Raw genomic sequence first — 15,269 nt, forward strand, 5'->3', positions numbered from 1 at the left:
GGGTGCGGCTTCAGTGGTGAGCGCTTTGGGTGAGCTTGTCCGTCAGCGCAATGGCCAGGGCGCTGAGCAGGAAGACCACGTGGATGATGGTCTGCCACATCAGCACCTGCACTTCATAGCTGCCGGCATTGATGAAGCTCTTGAGCAGGTGGATGGAGCTGATGCCGATGATGGACAGCGCCAGTTTGACCTTGAGCACCGAGGCATTCACATGGCTCAGCCACTCGGGCTGGTCGGGATGGGACTCCAGCCCCATGCGGCTGACAAAGGTTTCGTAGCCACCCACGATGACCATGATCAGCAGGTTGGAGATCATGACCACATCGATCAGGGCCAGTACCACCAGCATGATGATGGTTTCGTTCAGATGGGTGATCTGGACATCGCTCTTGTAGCCGATATTGGTGATCAGGGCATGCAGGGCTTCCTGGTTGCCGAAGACCGCCTCCACCAGATGCCAGAGTTCCACCAGAAAGTGCCAGACATAGACACCCTGGGCGGCAATCAGACCCAGGTACAGCGGCAGCTGTAGCCAGCGGCTGGCAAAGATCAGCGAGGGCAGGGGACGCAATACGCTGGAAGGCTGGTAGCCGCCAGGCGGCGTGTGGTGGGTGGAGTTGCCTGCTTCGTCGGAAGGGATGCGGCTCATGATGTGTATGCGGGGCTGGCTGGATGCGATGGGTGGGCAACGGGATGCCGCCACCTTGTAAGACTGGTTTTGCTGGGGCCGCGTCCCGGACTGCCTGCGCCTTCGAGAGCTGGCCGCAACGTGGGCCCCGGCCTCTGCAGCAGCAGGTGCGCGATTCTAAGGGTTTGTTCCGGGGTGTTTTGTGAAAAGTGCAAGCAAATCAACACCAAGCAGTTGCTTTCTGCTGCAAAAATGGGAGCAAATGACGGGCTTGACGGCGTGCAAAAGCCGCTTCTCAATTTCAGTCAGTGGGGTGTAAGACCGAGCCTTGACAGTACACCCACAATTATTTCATTGCTTATGCATCAGGAGACAAAACGATGAGCGCTGCGACATCAACCATCGAATCCGTGCTGGTGGAAAACCGTGTGTTCCCGCCCCCTGCGGATTTCGCCGCCAAGGCCCGCATCTCGGGCATGGCGCAGTACCAGGCCTTGTGCGACGAAGCCGAGCGCGACTATGAAGGCTATTGGGCACGGCTGGCCCGCGAGAACGTGCAGTGGACCAAGCCCTTCACCCAGGTGCTGGACCAGAGCAACCCACCGTTCTACAAGTGGTTTGCCGACGGCGAGCTCAACGCCAGCGCCAACTGTCTGGACAAACACATGGGCACGCCCGTGGAGAACAAGACGGCCATCATCTTTGAAGCCGACGGCGGAGAAGTCACCAAGGTCACTTACAAAGAGTTGCTCGCCCGCGTGAGCCAGTTCGCCAATGCGCTCAAGGCGCGCGGCGTGCAAAAGGGCGATCGCGTGCTGATCTACATGCCCATGACGATCGAGGGCGTGGTGGCCATGCAGGCCTGTGCACGTATCGGTGCCACGCATTCCGTTGTGTTCGGCGGCTTCTCGGCCAAGGCCGTGCAGGAGCGCATCGTGGACGTGGGCGCCAGCCTGGTCGTCACTTCCAACTACCAGATGCGTGGCGGCAAGGAGCTGCCGCTCAAGGCCATCGTCGACGACGCGCTTGCGCTGGGTGGCTGCGAAGCCGTCAAGAGCGTGCTGGTGTATGAGCGCACGGCCAGCGCCTGCAATATGGTCGCGGGCCGCGACATCAGCTTCACCGATGCGCTGGCCGGTCAGCCCACCGAGTGCGAGGCCGTGCCTGTCAATGCCGAGCATCCGCTCTTCATCCTCTACACCAGCGGCTCCACCGGCAAGCCCAAGGGCGTGCAGCACGCCACCGGCGGCTATGTGCTGTGGGCCAAGCAGACCTTCGAATGGACCTTCGATGTCAGGGACAGCGATGTCTTCTGGTGCACGGCAGACATCGGCTGGATCACCGGCCACAGCTATGTGGCCTATGGCCCGCTGGCTGCCGGTGCCACGCAGATCGTCTTCGAAGGCGTGCCGACCTTCCCCAATGCCGGCCGCTTCTGGCAGATGATCGAGCGTCACCAGTGCAGCATCTTCTACACGGCGCCCACGGCCATCCGCTCGCTGATCAAGGCGGCCGACTCCGACCCCAGCGTCCACCCCAGGAACTGGAATCTGTCCAGCCTGCGCCTGCTGGGCTCGGTGGGCGAGCCCATCAATCCCGAAGCCTGGATGTGGTATCACAAGCATGTGGGCGGCGAGCGCTGCCCCATCGTGGACACCTTCTGGCAGACCGAGAACGGCGGCCACATGATCACGCCGCTGCCCGGTGCCACACCCCTGGTGCCCGGCTCCTGCACCCTGCCTCTGCCCGGCATCACGGCCGCCATCGTCGACGAGGCCGGCAACGAGATCCCCAATGGCGCCGGCGGCATCCTTGTGGTGAAAAAGCCCTGGCCTTCGATGATCCGCACCATTTGGGGCGATCCCGAGCGTTTCAAGAAGAGCTACTTCCCCGATGAGCTCAAGGGCTACTACCTGGCTGGCGACGGCGCCGTGCGCAGCGAGGATCGCGGCTACTTCCGGATCACGGGCCGTATCGACGATGTGCTCAATGTCTCGGGCCACCGCATGGGCACCATGGAAATCGAGTCGGCCCTGGTGGCCAAGACCGATCTGGTGGCCGAGGCCGCCGTGGTCGGCCGTCCCGACGACCTGACCGGGGAGGCCATCTGCGCCTTTGTGGTGCTCAAGCGCGGCAAGCCCACGGGCGAAGAGGCCAGGCAGATCGCGGCCGAGCTGCGCAACTGGGTGGCCAAGGAGATCGGCCCGATTGCCAAGCCCAAGGACATCCGCTTCGGCGACAACCTGCCCAAGACCCGCAGCGGCAAGATCATGCGCCGCCTGCTGCGCTCGCTGGCCAAGGGCGAAGCGATTACCCAGGACACCAGCACCTTGGAAAATCCCGCAATCCTCGAGCAATTGTCGGAGACCAATTGAGCCGGCGAATGCCGCTGATCTGAACGCATCATGACGACAGGGCCGCTGGCAACAGCGGCTTTGTCATTTCTGGCGCTTGCTGACGCAAGCCGATGCGATCTTGGGTTAAAACAAGGCATCTCGGAGTACAAGGAGAAGAGCATGAACTTTCGCACCATCTGCATTGCCATCATCGTGGCCCTGATTGCCGTTTTGGCTGCCTTCAACTGGACGGCGCTGTCCACGCCTGCAACGGTTTCGCTGGGCCTGACTGAAATCCAGGCACCGTTGGGCGTGCTCATGCTGGCGCTGACGATTTTGCTGAGCGTGTTCTTCATCGCCTATGTACTGTGGATGCAGGGCTCGGTGCTGCTGGAGGCGCGCCGCCACGCCAAGGAGATGCAGGCCCAGCGCGATCTGGCCGACAAGGCCGAGGCTTCGCGTTTCACCGAGCTGCGCAGCGTGCTCGAAGCCTTGCATGCCAGGGACAAGGAGGAGGTGATGGCCCGGCTCGACGTGCTGGAGGCACATCTGGTGCAGCGTGCCCAGGAGTCGGACAACAGCACGGCAGCCTATGTTGGGCAGCTGGAGCAGCAGGTGCACCAGATCAATCGCTGACAATGCAGTATTGATAGCTGCAATCGCTTTATCTGCAAGCGATTGAGGCATATTTGGCATGAAAAAAGCCGCTGCAGTGCAGCGGCTTTTTCGTGGGCGCGGGTCGAATTACTTCTTGTCGTTGCCCAGCTGTGGCAGAGCGTTGGCGCTGCTCACGCTCAGCAGGCCGGCTTGCGAGTAGATGGCCAGCTTGGCGCGGGTGTCGATCAGGTCCAGGTTGCGCATGGTCAGCTGGCCGATGCGGTCGATGGGGCTGAAAGGCGCGTCTTCGACCTTTTCCATGGACAGACGCTCGGGAGCGTAGGTCAGGTTGGGCGACTCGGTGTTCAGGATGGAGTAGTCGTTGCCGCGGCGCAGTTCCAGCGTCACGGTGCCGGTCACGGCGCGGGCCACCCAGCGCTGCGAGGATTCGCGCAGCATGATGGCTTGGGGGTCGAACCAGCGGCCCTGGTACAGCAGACGGCCCAGGCGCAGGCCGTTGATACGGTACTGCTCGATGGTGTCTTCGTTGTGGATGCCGGTCACCAGGCGCTCGTAGGCAATGTGCAGCAGGGCCATGCCGGGGGCTTCGTAGATGCCGCGGCTCTTGGCTTCGATGATGCGGTTCTCGATCTGGTCGCTCATGCCCAGGCCGTGGCGGCCGCCGATGCGGTTCAGCTCCAGGAAGACTTCCACGGCATCGGTGTATTCCTTGCCGTTGATGGCCACGGGGCGGCCTTCTTCGAAGGTGATCGAGACTTCTTCTGCCTTGACTTCGACTTCTGGCTTCCAGAAAGCCACGCCCATGATGGGGTTCACGATGCGGATGCCGGAGTTCAGGAATTCCAGATCCTTGGCTTCGTGGGTGGCGCCCAGCATGTTGGAGTCGGTGGAGTAGGCCTTCTCGGCCGACATCTTGTAGCCGAAACCTTCCTTGGTCATGAAGGCCGACATTTCGGCACGGCCGCCCAGCTCGTCGATGAAGTTGCTGTCCAGCCAGGGCTTGTAGATCTTCAGCGCGGGGTTGGTGAGCAGACCGTAGCGGTAGAAGCGCTCGATGTCGTTGCCCTTGAAGGTCGAACCGTCACCCCAGATGTTGACGTCGTCTTCCTTCATGGCCGCCACCAGCATGGTGCCGGTCACGGCACGGCCCAGGGGCGTGGTGTTGAAGTAGGTGATACCGCCGGTGGAAATGTGGAAGGCGCCGGACTGGATGGCAGCAATGCCTTCGTTGGCCAGCTGGGGGCGGCAGTCGATCAGACGGGCCTTTTCTGCGCCATATTCCATCGCCTTGCGGGGAATTTCGTCGTAATCGGCTTCGTCGGGCTGGCCCAGGTTGGCCGTGTAGGCGTAGGGCAGGGCACCCTTGTTCTTCATCCAGCGCAGGGCGGCAGAGGTGTCCAGGCCGCCGGAGAAGGCGATGCCGACCTTCTGGCCGACGGGAACATGTTGCAGAATGGTTTCCATGAGATTTCTCTTCAAAGTGATAGCTGCAAGCGCTTGATGGGTAAGCGATTGGGGCTGAAAAGGCTTGAAATTCTCGGGTCTGGCCCGAAGCCGGGCCAGGCGCGGATTACGCGTAGTGGCAGATGTAGTGGTAAGCCTCGGTCACGCGGATGTCGAACTTGGAGTTCGCGGGAATCTGGAAGCTCTCGCCGGCCGAGGACTTCTTCCACTCGTCGCTGCCGTCGAGCTTGTATTCGCAGGAGCCGCCCACGCATTCCATGATTTCTGCAGCTGCGGTGCCAAAGGTCAGCGTTGCAGGCAGCACCACGCCCACCGACTTCTTGGTGCCGTCGGCCAGCGTGAAGCTGTGGCTGACGCACTTGCCGTCAAAGTAAACATTGGCCTTGGTGGCGAGGCTGACGCCTGCGATGGTTTCGGTGGTCATGGAAGAAGTACGCTGTGCGTGGTCGAAGATCAAAAGCATTGATTTTAGGCCACGGGATTTGCACCTGCGCGAATGCCCGGCAAAGGCAGGAAAAACAAGAGCCCCGTGAAGGGGCTCCTGGGCGGCCTGCAAGGCCGGATCGACTCGGGTCAGCGGCGCCAGCCGTGGCCGCCATGCCAGCCCGGACGGTAGCCGGGTCGGTAGTAGTGGCCCGGGCGGGTGGCGTAGTAGGCACCCGCACCAATGGCTGCCCCGATCAGCAGCGGCGCCACATAGTCAGAGGCCGAATAGGTCGAACCTACCGAGTAGGTGGGAGCCACGGGCTGAGGGGCGTAGTAGCCGCTGTCGTAATTCTGCGGATAGCTGGTGCTGTAGGCGCCCTGGGGAGGCGTCTGGGTGCTGTAGTAGCCGTCGTTGCTGTAGACCGGGTCGTTGGCCACGGGCTGCACATTCAGTGCAATCCATTGGCCGGGCGGGTTGGCGGTCTGCGTGGTGTAGCTGCGACCGTTGTACTCGTAGGTCACGTTGTAGCCCACGGTGCGGTTCTGGTAGAAGGTCTGCGTGCTGCACTGGCGCATGTTCTGGTACTGCACCGGGCCGGAGGCTTCGGCCTGATTGCCCAGCATGGCACCGCCGACCACACCTGCGGCCGTGGCCGCTGCACGGCCGCCACCGCCGCCGATGGCATTGCCTATCAGGCCGCCGGCAATGGCTCCGACCACGGCACCTGCACCGGTGGGGCGAGGAGCGACCGCCACCGGCTGGTCGCTGCAGACTTGCTGCGGCACGGCGACCTGCTGGGTGATGGGGGTCGAGGACAGCACGCGGCCACGTTCCTGGGCATAGGCCCCGGTGGCGGCCACGGCGGTCAAAGTCAAAACTGCCAGAGTTTTCATCAACATCTCTCCTGTCTCTGAAGCTTTAACGCATCAGATCACCAAAAAGTTTAGGGGATCTGCGTAAATTCAAGCTCTCGGCCCCGTAAAACTAGGTAAAGCAATGTGTGAATGTGAGCGTTTGCTCAAGCGCTTCGCGTCGTATTCCAGTCATCGGCCTTGAAGCCGACGGTGATTGTCCCATCGGCCCACTCCACTACGGGGCGCTTGATGGTGCTGGCGTGTTCCTGCATCACGGCGGCGGCACTGGCTGCGTCCACGGCACTGTTCCTGGTCGCTTCATCAAGCTTGCGCCAGGTTGTGCCCTGGCGGTTGAGCAGCTTTTCCCAGCCCACGGCCTGCATCCACTGGGGCAGGCGCTCGGCGGGAACGCCTTGCTTCTTGAAATCGTGGAACTGGTAAGTAATACCTTGCTCACTGAGCCAGCTGCGTGCTTTCTTGACGGTGTCGCAGTTAGGGATGCCGTAGACGGTGGTGATCTTGCTCATGGTGTTCGGTATTGGTGAAACGGTTGGAGTCAGATGTAACGCATTTGCCAAGTGCCGGCAGCCATAGGGCCTCTGACAGTGGGCGACAATAGCGACCAGTATGCACACCATATTTCCCACCTTGGATGCCTGGCTGGCTTATTGCGAGCGCCTGCATCCCCAGAACATCGCCCTGGGTCTGGATCGCGTGCGTGAAGTCGCACAGCGCATGGGCCTGCAATTCGACTGCCCCGTCATCACGGTGGCCGGCACCAATGGCAAGGGCTCGACCTGCGCCATGCTGGAAGCAGTGGCACTGCAGTCCGGCTTTCGCCCCGGTGTCTATACCTCGCCGCATCTGGTTCACTTTGAAGAGCGCTGCCGTGTGGGCGGCGAGATCGTCAAGGCCGAGGAACTGATTCCGCATTTTGAAGCGGTGGAGCAGGCCAGGGTCAAGGATGGCAAAGAGGTTGCACTCACTTACTTCGAGTTCACCACGCTGGCGATATTGCGCCTCATGAGCCTGTCCAGGCTGGATGTGGCGATTCTGGAAGTGGGCCTGGGAGGCCGGCTCGATGCCACCAACATCATCGATGCCGACTGCGCCATCATTACCAGCATCGATCTCGATCACATGGAGCTTCTGGGTCCGGACCGCGAAAGCATTGGCCGCGAAAAAGCCGGCATCATGCGCGCCGGTCGTCCCGTCATCGTCAGCGACCCGGTGCCGCCGCAAAGCGTGATCGATCACGCGGCCGAAATCGGTGCCGACCTCTGGCGCTTCGGCAAGGATTTCAACTACGACGGCGACAAGCAGCAATGGGGCTGGGCCGGTCGTGGTCGCCGTTATGCGGGGCTGGCCTATCCGGCGCTGCGTGGCGCCAACCAGCTGATGAATGCCTCCGGCGTGCTTGCCGCCTATGAGGCCATTCGCGGCAAGCTGCCGGTGACGGCACAGGCCGTGCGCACGGGCTTGTCCATGGTGGAGCTGCCCGGTCGCTTCCAGATCGTTCCCGGTCAGCCCACACTGGTGCTAGATGTGGCGCACAACCCGCATTCGGTGGCGGCGCTCACGGCGAATCTCGATGCCATGGGCTACTTCCCGACTACGCATGCCGTATTCGGCGCCATGGCCGACAAGGACTGGGAGCCCATGCTCACCAAGGTGGGGCCGCTGGTCGATCGCTGGTATTTCACCGACCTGCCCACGCCGCGTGCGGACTCCGCGGAAAACCTGAAGGCCAAGCTGCAGCAGTTGCAGGCCCAGGGCGTGATCCGCAAAGATGTGAGCATGCAGACCTTTGCCAATCCCCAGCAGGCCCTGGATGCCGCAGTGGCGGCCACGGAGGCGGCTGATAGAATCGTGGTCTTTGGATCGTTCTTCACCGTGGGCGGAGTGTTGCAAAACGGCACGCCTCGTCTGAACGCCAAACACCTGACTCACTGAGTCAGCGGCCTGCCGCTCCGGCTCTTGCTGGGTGGCGGGCCTCAACAAGTCCTCACTCATGGCATTTTTCAATTTCCGTTGGCCTGGCAAAAAAGACGAAGCCGAGTCCGTGGCCGGAGCCAAGCGCCCCAGTCGCCTGGCCCAGGGCGAAAGCGTGGAAGCCATGCGGCGCCGCGCACGTCATCGCCTCATCGGGGCGGCCGTGCTGGTGCTGATCGGTGTGGTGGGCTTCCCGCTGTTGTTCGATACGCAGCCACGTCCCATCCCGGTCAATATCCCGATTGAAATTCCCGATCAGGCCAATTCGGCCCCCGAAGTCGTGCCTGGCACCCAGGTGGCGAGCCAGACGGTCGCACCGTCAGGGCGTGTTGCTGCCAATGCTTCCCTGGATGACGGAGAAGAAGTGCTTGCGCCCTCGGCCAGGCCTGCCGCCCCTGCGGCTGCCGCCATTGCGCCTGCTGCTCCTGTGGTTGGGGCTGCGGTGACAGCGGCAGCCGCTGGCACTGCCGCTGTGGTGGCATCTCAGGTCAAGCCTGAGCCCAAACCAGAAGTCAAACCTCAGCCCAAGCCCGAGGTAAAGCCTGAGCGCAAGCCGGAGCCCAAGCCCGAAAAGCCCAAGGCCGAGGTCAAGCCAGAGGTCAAACCCGAGATCAAGAAGCCGGAAGCCAAACCCGAGCCCAAGCACAAGCCTGAAGCACCCAAGGTGGACGAGGCCGCTCGTGCCCGTGCACTGCTGGAGGGCCGCAGTACCTCGGAAGCTGCTCCGGCCAAGGAGGCTGCAGCGACCAACGAACGCTTCATCGTTCAGATCGGCGCCTTTGCGGAAGTCGGCAAGGCCAATGAAATCAAGGGCAAGCTGGGGGCCGGAGCCTTTACCCAGACCGTGGATACCAAGGATGGCAAGCGCACACGAGTTCGCATGGGGCCTTTCAAGAGCCGCGAGGAAGCCGAGAAGGCTGCGGCCAGGGCCAAGTCCCTGGGCTTGCCCGCATCGGTGTTCAAGGCTTGAGCCCGGTTTCTCGGCAACGGTTTGATTGATGAGCACGCTGGACTGGATGTTTGTGGCCGTTGTGCTGGCCTCCTTGTTGCTAGGAGCCTGGCGTGGTCTGGTCTACGAAGTCCTGTCTCTGCTGGGCTGGGTGATGGGCTTTGTGGTCGCGCGCAGTTGGGCGCAAGAGGTGGCGGTATGGCTGCCGCTGGACGGCTGGGACATGCAGCTGCGCTATGCGGCAGGCTTTGTGCTGCTGCTGGTGGGATCCATGTTCGCCTGGGGAGTGATCTCCTGGCTGTCCAAGCAGTTGATTGAAGCCGTGGGGCTGAGGCCTGTGGATCGCACCCTGGGCGCCTTGTTTGGCGTCCTGCGCGGGGGGCTGCTGCTGCTGGTGCTGGCACTGGTGATCCAGTACACGCCGCTGCACAAGGCCTTGTGGTGGCAGGACTCGGCCCTGGCGCCCTGGCTGAGCGAGGTGCTGGGCTGGGCGCTGCCGGCACTGCCGCAGGAGTGGGGGCAGTATCTGCCCAAGGCTTCCTCTTGAAGCGAAGTTTTTTGCCGCAATTTACCTCAGGGTGGAAAGTGGCTAAGGCGCTTGCTGTAAAACGCAGTGGGTGCCGACGAGAGTTTGGTGTTGGCGTGATCCGCCATGCCGGATATCAAAGCGCAGGCTAGCCAATGGGTGGCGAAGCAGGCGAGTGTGGCGAAGGGCGACTTTCGCGAACAGATGGAACGCAACTATGTGTGGAATCGTTGGTGTGGTGAGCACCACACCCGTGAATCAGCTGATTTATGACGCTTTGCTGCTGCTGCAGCACCGTGGGCAGGATGCAGCCGGCATCGTGACCCAGCAGGAACGCAAGTTCTTCATGCACAAGGCCAAGGGCATGGTGAAGGATGTGTTCCGCACCCGCAATATGCGTGCTCTGCCCGGTGATGTGGGTCTGGGTCAGGTGCGTTATCCCACGGCGGGCAATGCCTCCAGCGAGGAAGAGGCTCAGCCCTTCTACGTGAATGCGCCCTTCGGTATCGTCATGGTGCACAACGGCAATCTCACCAATGCCAAGCAGCTGCGCCGCGAACTGGCGGATACCGATCACCGCCACACCAACACCGAAAGCGACTCCGAAGTCCTGCTCAACGTGCTGGCGCACGAGATCGGGCGCGCCTCCAGCGGCGCTCCGCTGCAGAGCGAGGAAATCTTCAAGGCCGTGCGTGCGGTGCATAAGCGCATCAAGGGCTCTTATGCCGTGATCGCGCTGATTGCCGGCTACGGGCTGCTGGCCTTCCGCGATCCCTTCGGCATTCGTCCGCTGTGCATGGGCCGCGGCAATGATGGCACCATCATGCTGGCCAGCGAGTCCGTGGCGTTGGAGGGTACAACCCATCAGTTCGAGCGCGACATTGCTCCCGGCGAAGCGATCTTCGTGCACAACGACGGCCGCGTCGAAAGCCAGCAATGCTCTGAAAAGACCCAGCTCAATCCCTGCGTGTTCGAGTATGTGTATCTGGCACGTCCCGACTCCACCATGGACGGCATCTCGGTCTATCAGGCTCGCCTGAACATGGGTGAGACGCTGGCCAAGCGCGTGATCTCCATGGTGCCTCCCAATGAAATCGATGCGGTGATTCCCATCCCCGAATCGAGCCGCCCCAGCGCCATGCAACTGGCCCAGCTGCTGGGCAAGCCCTATCGCGAAGGGTTTGTGAAGAACCGCTATGTGGGTCGGACCTTCATCATGCCCGGCCAGGGAGCGCGCAAGAAGTCGGTGCGCCAGAAGCTCAATGCCATCAGCAGCGAGTTCAAGGGGCGCAATGTGCTGCTGGTCGATGACTCCATCGTGCGCGGCACCACTTCCAAGGAAATCGTGCAGATGGCGCGCGATGCAGGTGCCAACAAGGTGTATCTGGCGTCCGCCGCGCCTCCCGTGCGTCACCCCAATGTGTATGGCATCGACATGCCCACTCGCTCCGAGCTGGTGGCTCACGGCCGTACGGTCGAGGAGATTCGCCAGGTCATCGGCTGCGACGCACTGATCTACCAGGACGTGGAAGCCATGAAGCAGGCCGTGGGCAAGATCAATGCCCAGGTGAGCGGTTTCGAGGCATCGTGTTTCGACGGCATCTACATCACCGGCGATATCTCCGATGAAGAGGTGACGGCGCTCAACGAGGGCCGCAACCGCGGCAGCGAAGAGGAGAGCGAAGACACTTCGCGCCTTTCCCTGCCCAATGCTCAGGAAAGCTGAGCGTTAAAGCGCAGCGAATGACCGAGTCGGAAAGGGTTGCTTAGGCAACCCTTTTCATTCGGGAGGACAATGGCAGAGCCGCGCGGTCGGTGTGCTCTTTAATAGTGAGCGCATGACGTATGTCCATAAAGCGTTTGAGTCTGATTTGACTCGGATTCTTTGGAATATGAGCAAGGCATATTCAAAGACCGGCATGGCGAGTGCCGCCGGTCAAGCTGGTAGAGCAGCATGCGTGCGGGCCTGATTGGCGGTCTGCAGCGGACTCATGACCGGTACCAACCATCTGGATTTGACGATTGTGACCAACAAGACATTACCCGAAGGTTTGCATCCTGAAACTCTGGCCGTGCGCGAAGCGGTCGAGCGCAGCCAGTGGGGCGAGCATTGCGAAGCCCTGTACATGACCAGCAGCTTTGTGCAGCCCGATGCGGCGACCGCAGCGCGCCGCTTTGCCAATGAAGAGCCAGGCTTCACCTACAGCCGCACCGGCAACCCCACTGTCACCAGCTTTGAAAAGCGTCTGGCGGCCATGGAGGGTACGGAATGTGCGGTCGCGACTTCCACCGGCATGTCGGCCATCCTGCTGGTGGCACTGACGGCGCTCAAGACGGGCGATCACGTGATCTGCTCGCAGTCCATGTTCGGCTCCACCATCAAGCTGCTGGGAACCGAGATGGCACGCTTCGGCGTGGAAACCACATTTGTCTCGCAGACCGATATCGAAGCCTGGAAGGCTGCCATAAAGCCCAACACGCGCATGCTGTTTGCCGAGACGCCCACCAACCCGCTGACCGATCTCTGCGACATCGCGGCACTGGCCGAGCTGGCACACGCCAACAACGCGCTGCTGGCCGTGGACAACAGCTTCGCGACTCCCGTGCTGCAGCAGCCCGTGAAGTTCGGCGCCGACCTCGTCGTGCATTCGGGCACCAAGTTCCTCGACGGCCAGGGTCGCGTCATGGCTGGTGCGGTTTGCGGCACCATTGCGCTGGTGGACAAGGTCATGGGCACTTTCTTGCGCAGCGGTGGTCTGAACATCGCTCCCTACAACGCCTGGACGGTGATGAAGGGCCTGGAAACCCTGGCTTTGCGCGTCAAGGCGCAAAGCGCTGCGGCACTGGAGTTTGCTGCCTGGCTGGAAGCCCATCCCAAGGTGGCACGTGTGTACTACCCGGGCCTCAAGAGCCATCCTCAGCACGAGCTGGCCATGCGTCAGCAAAACGGCATGGGCGGTGCCGTGCTGGCGTTTGACGTAGTGGGCGAGGGTGCCGAGCAGCTGCGTGCCAATGCCTTCCATGTGGTGGACAGCACGCGTCTGTGCTCGATTACGGCCAACCTCGGTGATGTGAAGACCACCATCACCCATCCCGCCAGCACCTCGCATGGTCGTCTGACCGAGGACCAGCGTCAGGCTGCCGGCGTGGGCCAGGGTCTGATTCGTATTTCCGTGGGCCTTGAGCATCTGGAAGACCTCAAGGTCGACCTGGCTCGCGGACTGGATACCCTGTGAAACACCCCCTGAGTCGCTTCGCGCCTTCCCCCTCTCCAGGGGAGCGATACCTGCGCTGCGAGGCGGCTCTTGCTCGGCATCTCTGACCGAGGCTGCGCGCGCCTCAAGCGCCGCAGCCTTGGCGCAGGGAATGCCGTACAAGGATTTCTGATATGACAAACAAAATTCGCACCCGCTTTGCCCCTTCGCCCACGGGCTTCATCCATCTGGGCAATATTCGTTCCGCTCTCTATCCCTGGGCTTTTGCGCGCGCCAATGGCGGCGACTTCGTGCTGCGCATCGAAGACACCGATCTGGAGCGCTCCACCCAGGCTTCCGTGGACGTGATCCTGGAAGGCATGGAATGGCTGCAACTGGACCACGACGAAGGTCCGTTCTACCAGATGCAGCGCATGGATCGCTACAAGCAAGTGCTGGCCACGCTGCAGGAAAAGGGCTATGTCTACCCCTGCTATATGAGCATGCAGGAGCTGGACGCACTGCGTGAAAAGCAGATGGCTGCCAAGGAAAAGCCCCGCTATGACGGCACTTGGCGCCCCGAGGAGGGCAAGGTCCTGCCCGCGATTCCCGAAGGCGTGAAGCCCGTGCTGCGCTTCAAGACTCCGCAAACTGGCTTGGTGGGCTGGGACGACAAGTGCAAGGGCCGTATCGAGTTCCAGAACTCCGAGCTCGACGATCTGGTGATTGCCCGCCCCGACGGCACGCCCACGTACAACTTCTGCGTCTGCGTGGACGACATGGACATGAATATCACCCATGTCATCCGTGGCGACGACCATGTGAACAACACGCCGCGCCAGATCCACATCTTTGAGGCGCTTGGCGCCACCGTGCCGACCTTTGCCCATCTGCCCACCGTGCTCAACGAGCAAGGCGAGAAGATGAGCAAGCGCAACGGTGCCAAGGCCGTGACCCAGTACCGCGATGAGGGCTATCTGCCCGACGCCATGGTGAACTATCTGGCCCGTCTGGGCTGGAGCCACGGCGACGACGAAATTTTCAGCCGTGCCCAGTTCCTGGAGTGGTTCAACCTGGATCACCTGGGTCGCAGCGCCGGCCAGTTTGACGAAGCCAAGCTGCGCTGGGTCAATGCCCAGCATCTGAAGGCCATGGACGACGCCGAGTTGGCCCGGTTGGTCAAGCCCTTTGTCGTCAAGGCGGGCGTGGCCGAGAGCCTGATCGATGCCGATGACCGTCTGGTGCGCATTGCTGCCTTGTTCAAGGATCGTTGCGAGACCTTGGTGGATCTGGCCAACTGGGCCAAGGTCTTCTATGTGGACAGCGTGGAGCGCAATGCGGAAGACTACGCCAAGCATGTGACCGAGGCGGCCAACCCCATGCTGGATGCATTTGCTGCCGTGGTGGAAAACGTGGAATGGACCAAGGAAGCCATTGCGGCTGCGATCAAGGAGCTGCTCAAGGCGCAGGGCGTGAAGATGCCTGTGTTGGCCATGCCTGTGCGTGTTTTGACGGTGGGCACAGCCCATACGCCGTCGGTCGATGCGGTGCTGGAATTGCTTGGACGTGAAAAAGTTATCGCGCGTTTGAAAAATCGCTAAAAACCTGTCTATAATTCGAGTCTCTGCAAAACGCGACTGATTAAAAGGTTGTCTTGCAGAGAGTTTTTGGGGGTATAGCTCAGCTGGGAGAGCGCTTGCATGGCATGCAAGAGGTCATCGGTTCGATCCCGTTTACCTCCACCAAAATTTAATGACGGCGAGTCGCAAGACTCGAATCGTTCTAGGAATTGACCCTATCGTCTAGAGGCCTAGGACATCACCCTTTCACGGTGAGTACCGGGGTTCGAATCCCCGTAGGGTCGCCAAGTTTGAAGCGCTTGCAGCTATATAATATGTAGCAAAGCTTCCTGCCAGGAGTGGTAGTTCAGTTGGTTAGAATACCGGCCTGTCACGCCGGGGGTCGCGGGTTCGAGTCCCGTCCACTCCGCCAGTTTGGCTAGTCGCTTGATTAAAAAAAGCGCCTTTATTTTCAGAAGGCGCTTTTTTAATCGGTGCGAAAGCAAAGATTCTAGGTTATGACCCTATCGTCTAGAGGCCTAGGACATCACCCTTTCACGGTGAGTACCGGGGTTCGAATCCCCGTAGGGTCGCCAAGTTTGAAGCGCTTGCAGCTATATAATATGTAGTAAAGCTTCCTGCCAGGAGTGGTAGTTCAGTTGGTTAGAATACCGGCCTGTCACGCCGGGGGTCGCGGGTTCGAGTCCCGTCCACTCCGCCAG

At 61.3% G+C, this 15,269-nt stretch carries 13 protein-coding genes and 5 tRNA genes; 13 read left to right on the plus strand and 5 right to left on the minus strand.

The annotated features are described in order from the left end of the window. Nucleotides 1-10: 10 nt before the first annotated feature. A complete protein-coding gene (locus ACLBXN_RS21380; protein ID WP_447613495.1) occupies nucleotides 11-649 on the minus strand; it encodes a YqhA family protein in 639 nt (212 codons plus the stop codon). 359 nt (nucleotides 650-1,008) lie between these two features. Here ACLBXN_RS21380 and acs point away from each other — a divergent pair, with 359 nt between their 5' ends. After that, a complete protein-coding gene (gene acs / locus ACLBXN_RS21385) occupies nucleotides 1,009-3,003 on the plus strand; it encodes an acetate--CoA ligase (protein WP_447613496.1) in 1,995 nt (664 codons plus the stop codon). Between the two features lie 141 nt (nucleotides 3,004-3,144). Further along, nucleotides 3,145-3,600: a hypothetical protein gene (locus tag ACLBXN_RS21390; protein ID WP_003057208.1), complete on the plus strand. Its 456-nt coding sequence runs from the start codon at nucleotides 3,145-3,147 to the stop codon at nucleotides 3,598-3,600. 108 nt (nucleotides 3,601-3,708) lie between these two features. Here ACLBXN_RS21390 and argG read toward each other — a convergent pair whose 3' ends face one another. From argG to ACLBXN_RS21410, 4 genes are all read right to left on the minus strand, one after another. Beyond that, complete coding sequence (gene argG, locus ACLBXN_RS21395) at nucleotides 3,709-5,046, minus strand: argininosuccinate synthase (protein WP_003057205.1); 1,338 nt, start codon at nucleotides 5,044-5,046, stop codon at nucleotides 3,709-3,711. A gap of 106 nt (nucleotides 5,047-5,152) precedes the next feature. After that, on the minus strand, nucleotides 5,153-5,470 hold the full coding sequence (gene ppnP / locus ACLBXN_RS21400; protein ID WP_447613497.1) for a pyrimidine/purine nucleoside phosphorylase: 318 nt from the start codon (nucleotides 5,468-5,470) through the stop codon (nucleotides 5,153-5,155). 149 nt (nucleotides 5,471-5,619) lie between these two features. Continuing rightward, nucleotides 5,620-6,366 carry a glycine zipper 2TM domain-containing protein gene (locus ACLBXN_RS21405; protein ID WP_043005874.1) on the minus strand — a complete coding sequence of 249 codons (747 nt, stop codon included), beginning with the start codon at nucleotides 6,364-6,366 and terminating at the stop codon, nucleotides 5,620-5,622. A gap of 125 nt (nucleotides 6,367-6,491) precedes the next feature. Beyond that, entirely contained in the window at nucleotides 6,492-6,854 is a 363-nt protein-coding gene (locus tag ACLBXN_RS21410; protein WP_447613498.1) for an ArsC family reductase, read from the minus strand. Between the two features lie 100 nt (nucleotides 6,855-6,954). On the opposite strand from ACLBXN_RS21410, the gene folC reads away from it, so the two are divergent. The 11 genes from folC to ACLBXN_RS21465 all read left to right on the plus strand — a co-directional run bounded on the left by folC (nucleotide 6,955) and on the right by ACLBXN_RS21465 (nucleotide 15,268). Next, nucleotides 6,955-8,280 carry a bifunctional tetrahydrofolate synthase/dihydrofolate synthase gene (gene folC, locus ACLBXN_RS21415; RefSeq protein ID WP_167009615.1) on the plus strand — a complete coding sequence of 442 codons (1,326 nt, stop codon included), beginning with the start codon at nucleotides 6,955-6,957 and terminating at the stop codon, nucleotides 8,278-8,280. A gap of 58 nt (nucleotides 8,281-8,338) precedes the next feature. Next, on the plus strand, nucleotides 8,339-9,289 hold the full coding sequence (locus ACLBXN_RS21420) for an SPOR domain-containing protein (RefSeq protein WP_447613499.1): 951 nt from the start codon (nucleotides 8,339-8,341) through the stop codon (nucleotides 9,287-9,289). A gap of 28 nt (nucleotides 9,290-9,317) precedes the next feature. Next, a complete protein-coding gene (locus ACLBXN_RS21425; RefSeq protein WP_447613500.1) occupies nucleotides 9,318-9,815 on the plus strand; it encodes a CvpA family protein in 498 nt (165 codons plus the stop codon). Between the two features lie 196 nt (nucleotides 9,816-10,011). Further along, nucleotides 10,012-11,520 (plus strand): amidophosphoribosyltransferase, encoded by a 1,509-nt coding sequence (gene purF / locus ACLBXN_RS21430; protein WP_343678871.1) that lies wholly within the window; start codon nucleotides 10,012-10,014, stop codon nucleotides 11,518-11,520. Nucleotides 11,521-11,818: 298 nt separating this feature from the next. After that, entirely contained in the window at nucleotides 11,819-13,030 is a 1,212-nt protein-coding gene (locus tag ACLBXN_RS21435; RefSeq protein ID WP_003061097.1) for an O-succinylhomoserine sulfhydrylase, read from the plus strand. A gap of 152 nt (nucleotides 13,031-13,182) precedes the next feature. Further along, nucleotides 13,183-14,589: a glutamate--tRNA ligase gene (gene gltX, locus ACLBXN_RS21440; protein ID WP_447613501.1), complete on the plus strand. Its 1,407-nt coding sequence runs from the start codon at nucleotides 13,183-13,185 to the stop codon at nucleotides 14,587-14,589. A gap of 68 nt (nucleotides 14,590-14,657) precedes the next feature. Continuing rightward, nucleotides 14,658-14,733: transfer RNA gene (locus tag ACLBXN_RS21445), tRNA-Ala, on the plus strand. A gap of 46 nt (nucleotides 14,734-14,779) precedes the next feature. Next, a tRNA-Glu gene (locus ACLBXN_RS21450) sits at nucleotides 14,780-14,855 on the plus strand. Between the two features lie 48 nt (nucleotides 14,856-14,903). Beyond that, a tRNA-Asp gene (locus ACLBXN_RS21455) sits at nucleotides 14,904-14,980 on the plus strand. An 87-nt stretch (nucleotides 14,981-15,067) separates the two neighbouring features. Next, nucleotides 15,068-15,143, plus strand: a tRNA-Glu gene (locus ACLBXN_RS21460). 48 nt (nucleotides 15,144-15,191) lie between these two features. After that, nucleotides 15,192-15,268, plus strand: a tRNA-Asp gene (locus ACLBXN_RS21465). The last annotated feature ends 1 nt before the right edge of the window (nucleotide 15,269 follow it).

It is taken from the genome of Comamonas sp. C24C, from assembly GCF_053345995.1.

Coding starts and splice junctions, on each gene's coding strand:
- ACLBXN_RS21405 (WP_043005874.1), bottom strand. CDS start 6,366: ATGAAAACTCTGGCAGTTTTGACTTTGACCGCCGTGGCCGCCACCGGG.
- ACLBXN_RS21425 (WP_447613500.1), top strand. CDS start 9,318: ATGAGCACGCTGGACTGGATGTTTGTGGCCGTTGTGCTGGCCTCCTTG.
- acs (WP_447613496.1), top strand. CDS start 1,009: ATGAGCGCTGCGACATCAACCATCGAATCCGTGCTGGTGGAAAACCGT.
- argG (WP_003057205.1), bottom strand. CDS start 5,046: ATGGAAACCATTCTGCAACATGTTCCCGTCGGCCAGAAGGTCGGCATC.
- ACLBXN_RS21380 (WP_447613495.1), bottom strand. CDS start 649: ATGAGCCGCATCCCTTCCGACGAAGCAGGCAACTCCACCCACCACACG.
- ppnP (WP_447613497.1), bottom strand. CDS start 5,470: ATGACCACCGAAACCATCGCAGGCGTCAGCCTCGCCACCAAGGCCAAT.
- ACLBXN_RS21390 (WP_003057208.1), top strand. CDS start 3,145: ATGAACTTTCGCACCATCTGCATTGCCATCATCGTGGCCCTGATTGCC.
- gltX (WP_447613501.1), top strand. CDS start 13,183: ATGACAAACAAAATTCGCACCCGCTTTGCCCCTTCGCCCACGGGCTTC.
- purF (WP_343678871.1), top strand. CDS start 10,012: ATGTGTGGAATCGTTGGTGTGGTGAGCACCACACCCGTGAATCAGCTG.
- folC (WP_167009615.1), top strand. CDS start 6,955: ATGCACACCATATTTCCCACCTTGGATGCCTGGCTGGCTTATTGCGAG.
- ACLBXN_RS21410 (WP_447613498.1), bottom strand. CDS start 6,854: ATGAGCAAGATCACCACCGTCTACGGCATCCCTAACTGCGACACCGTC.
- ACLBXN_RS21420 (WP_447613499.1), top strand. CDS start 8,339: ATGGCATTTTTCAATTTCCGTTGGCCTGGCAAAAAAGACGAAGCCGAG.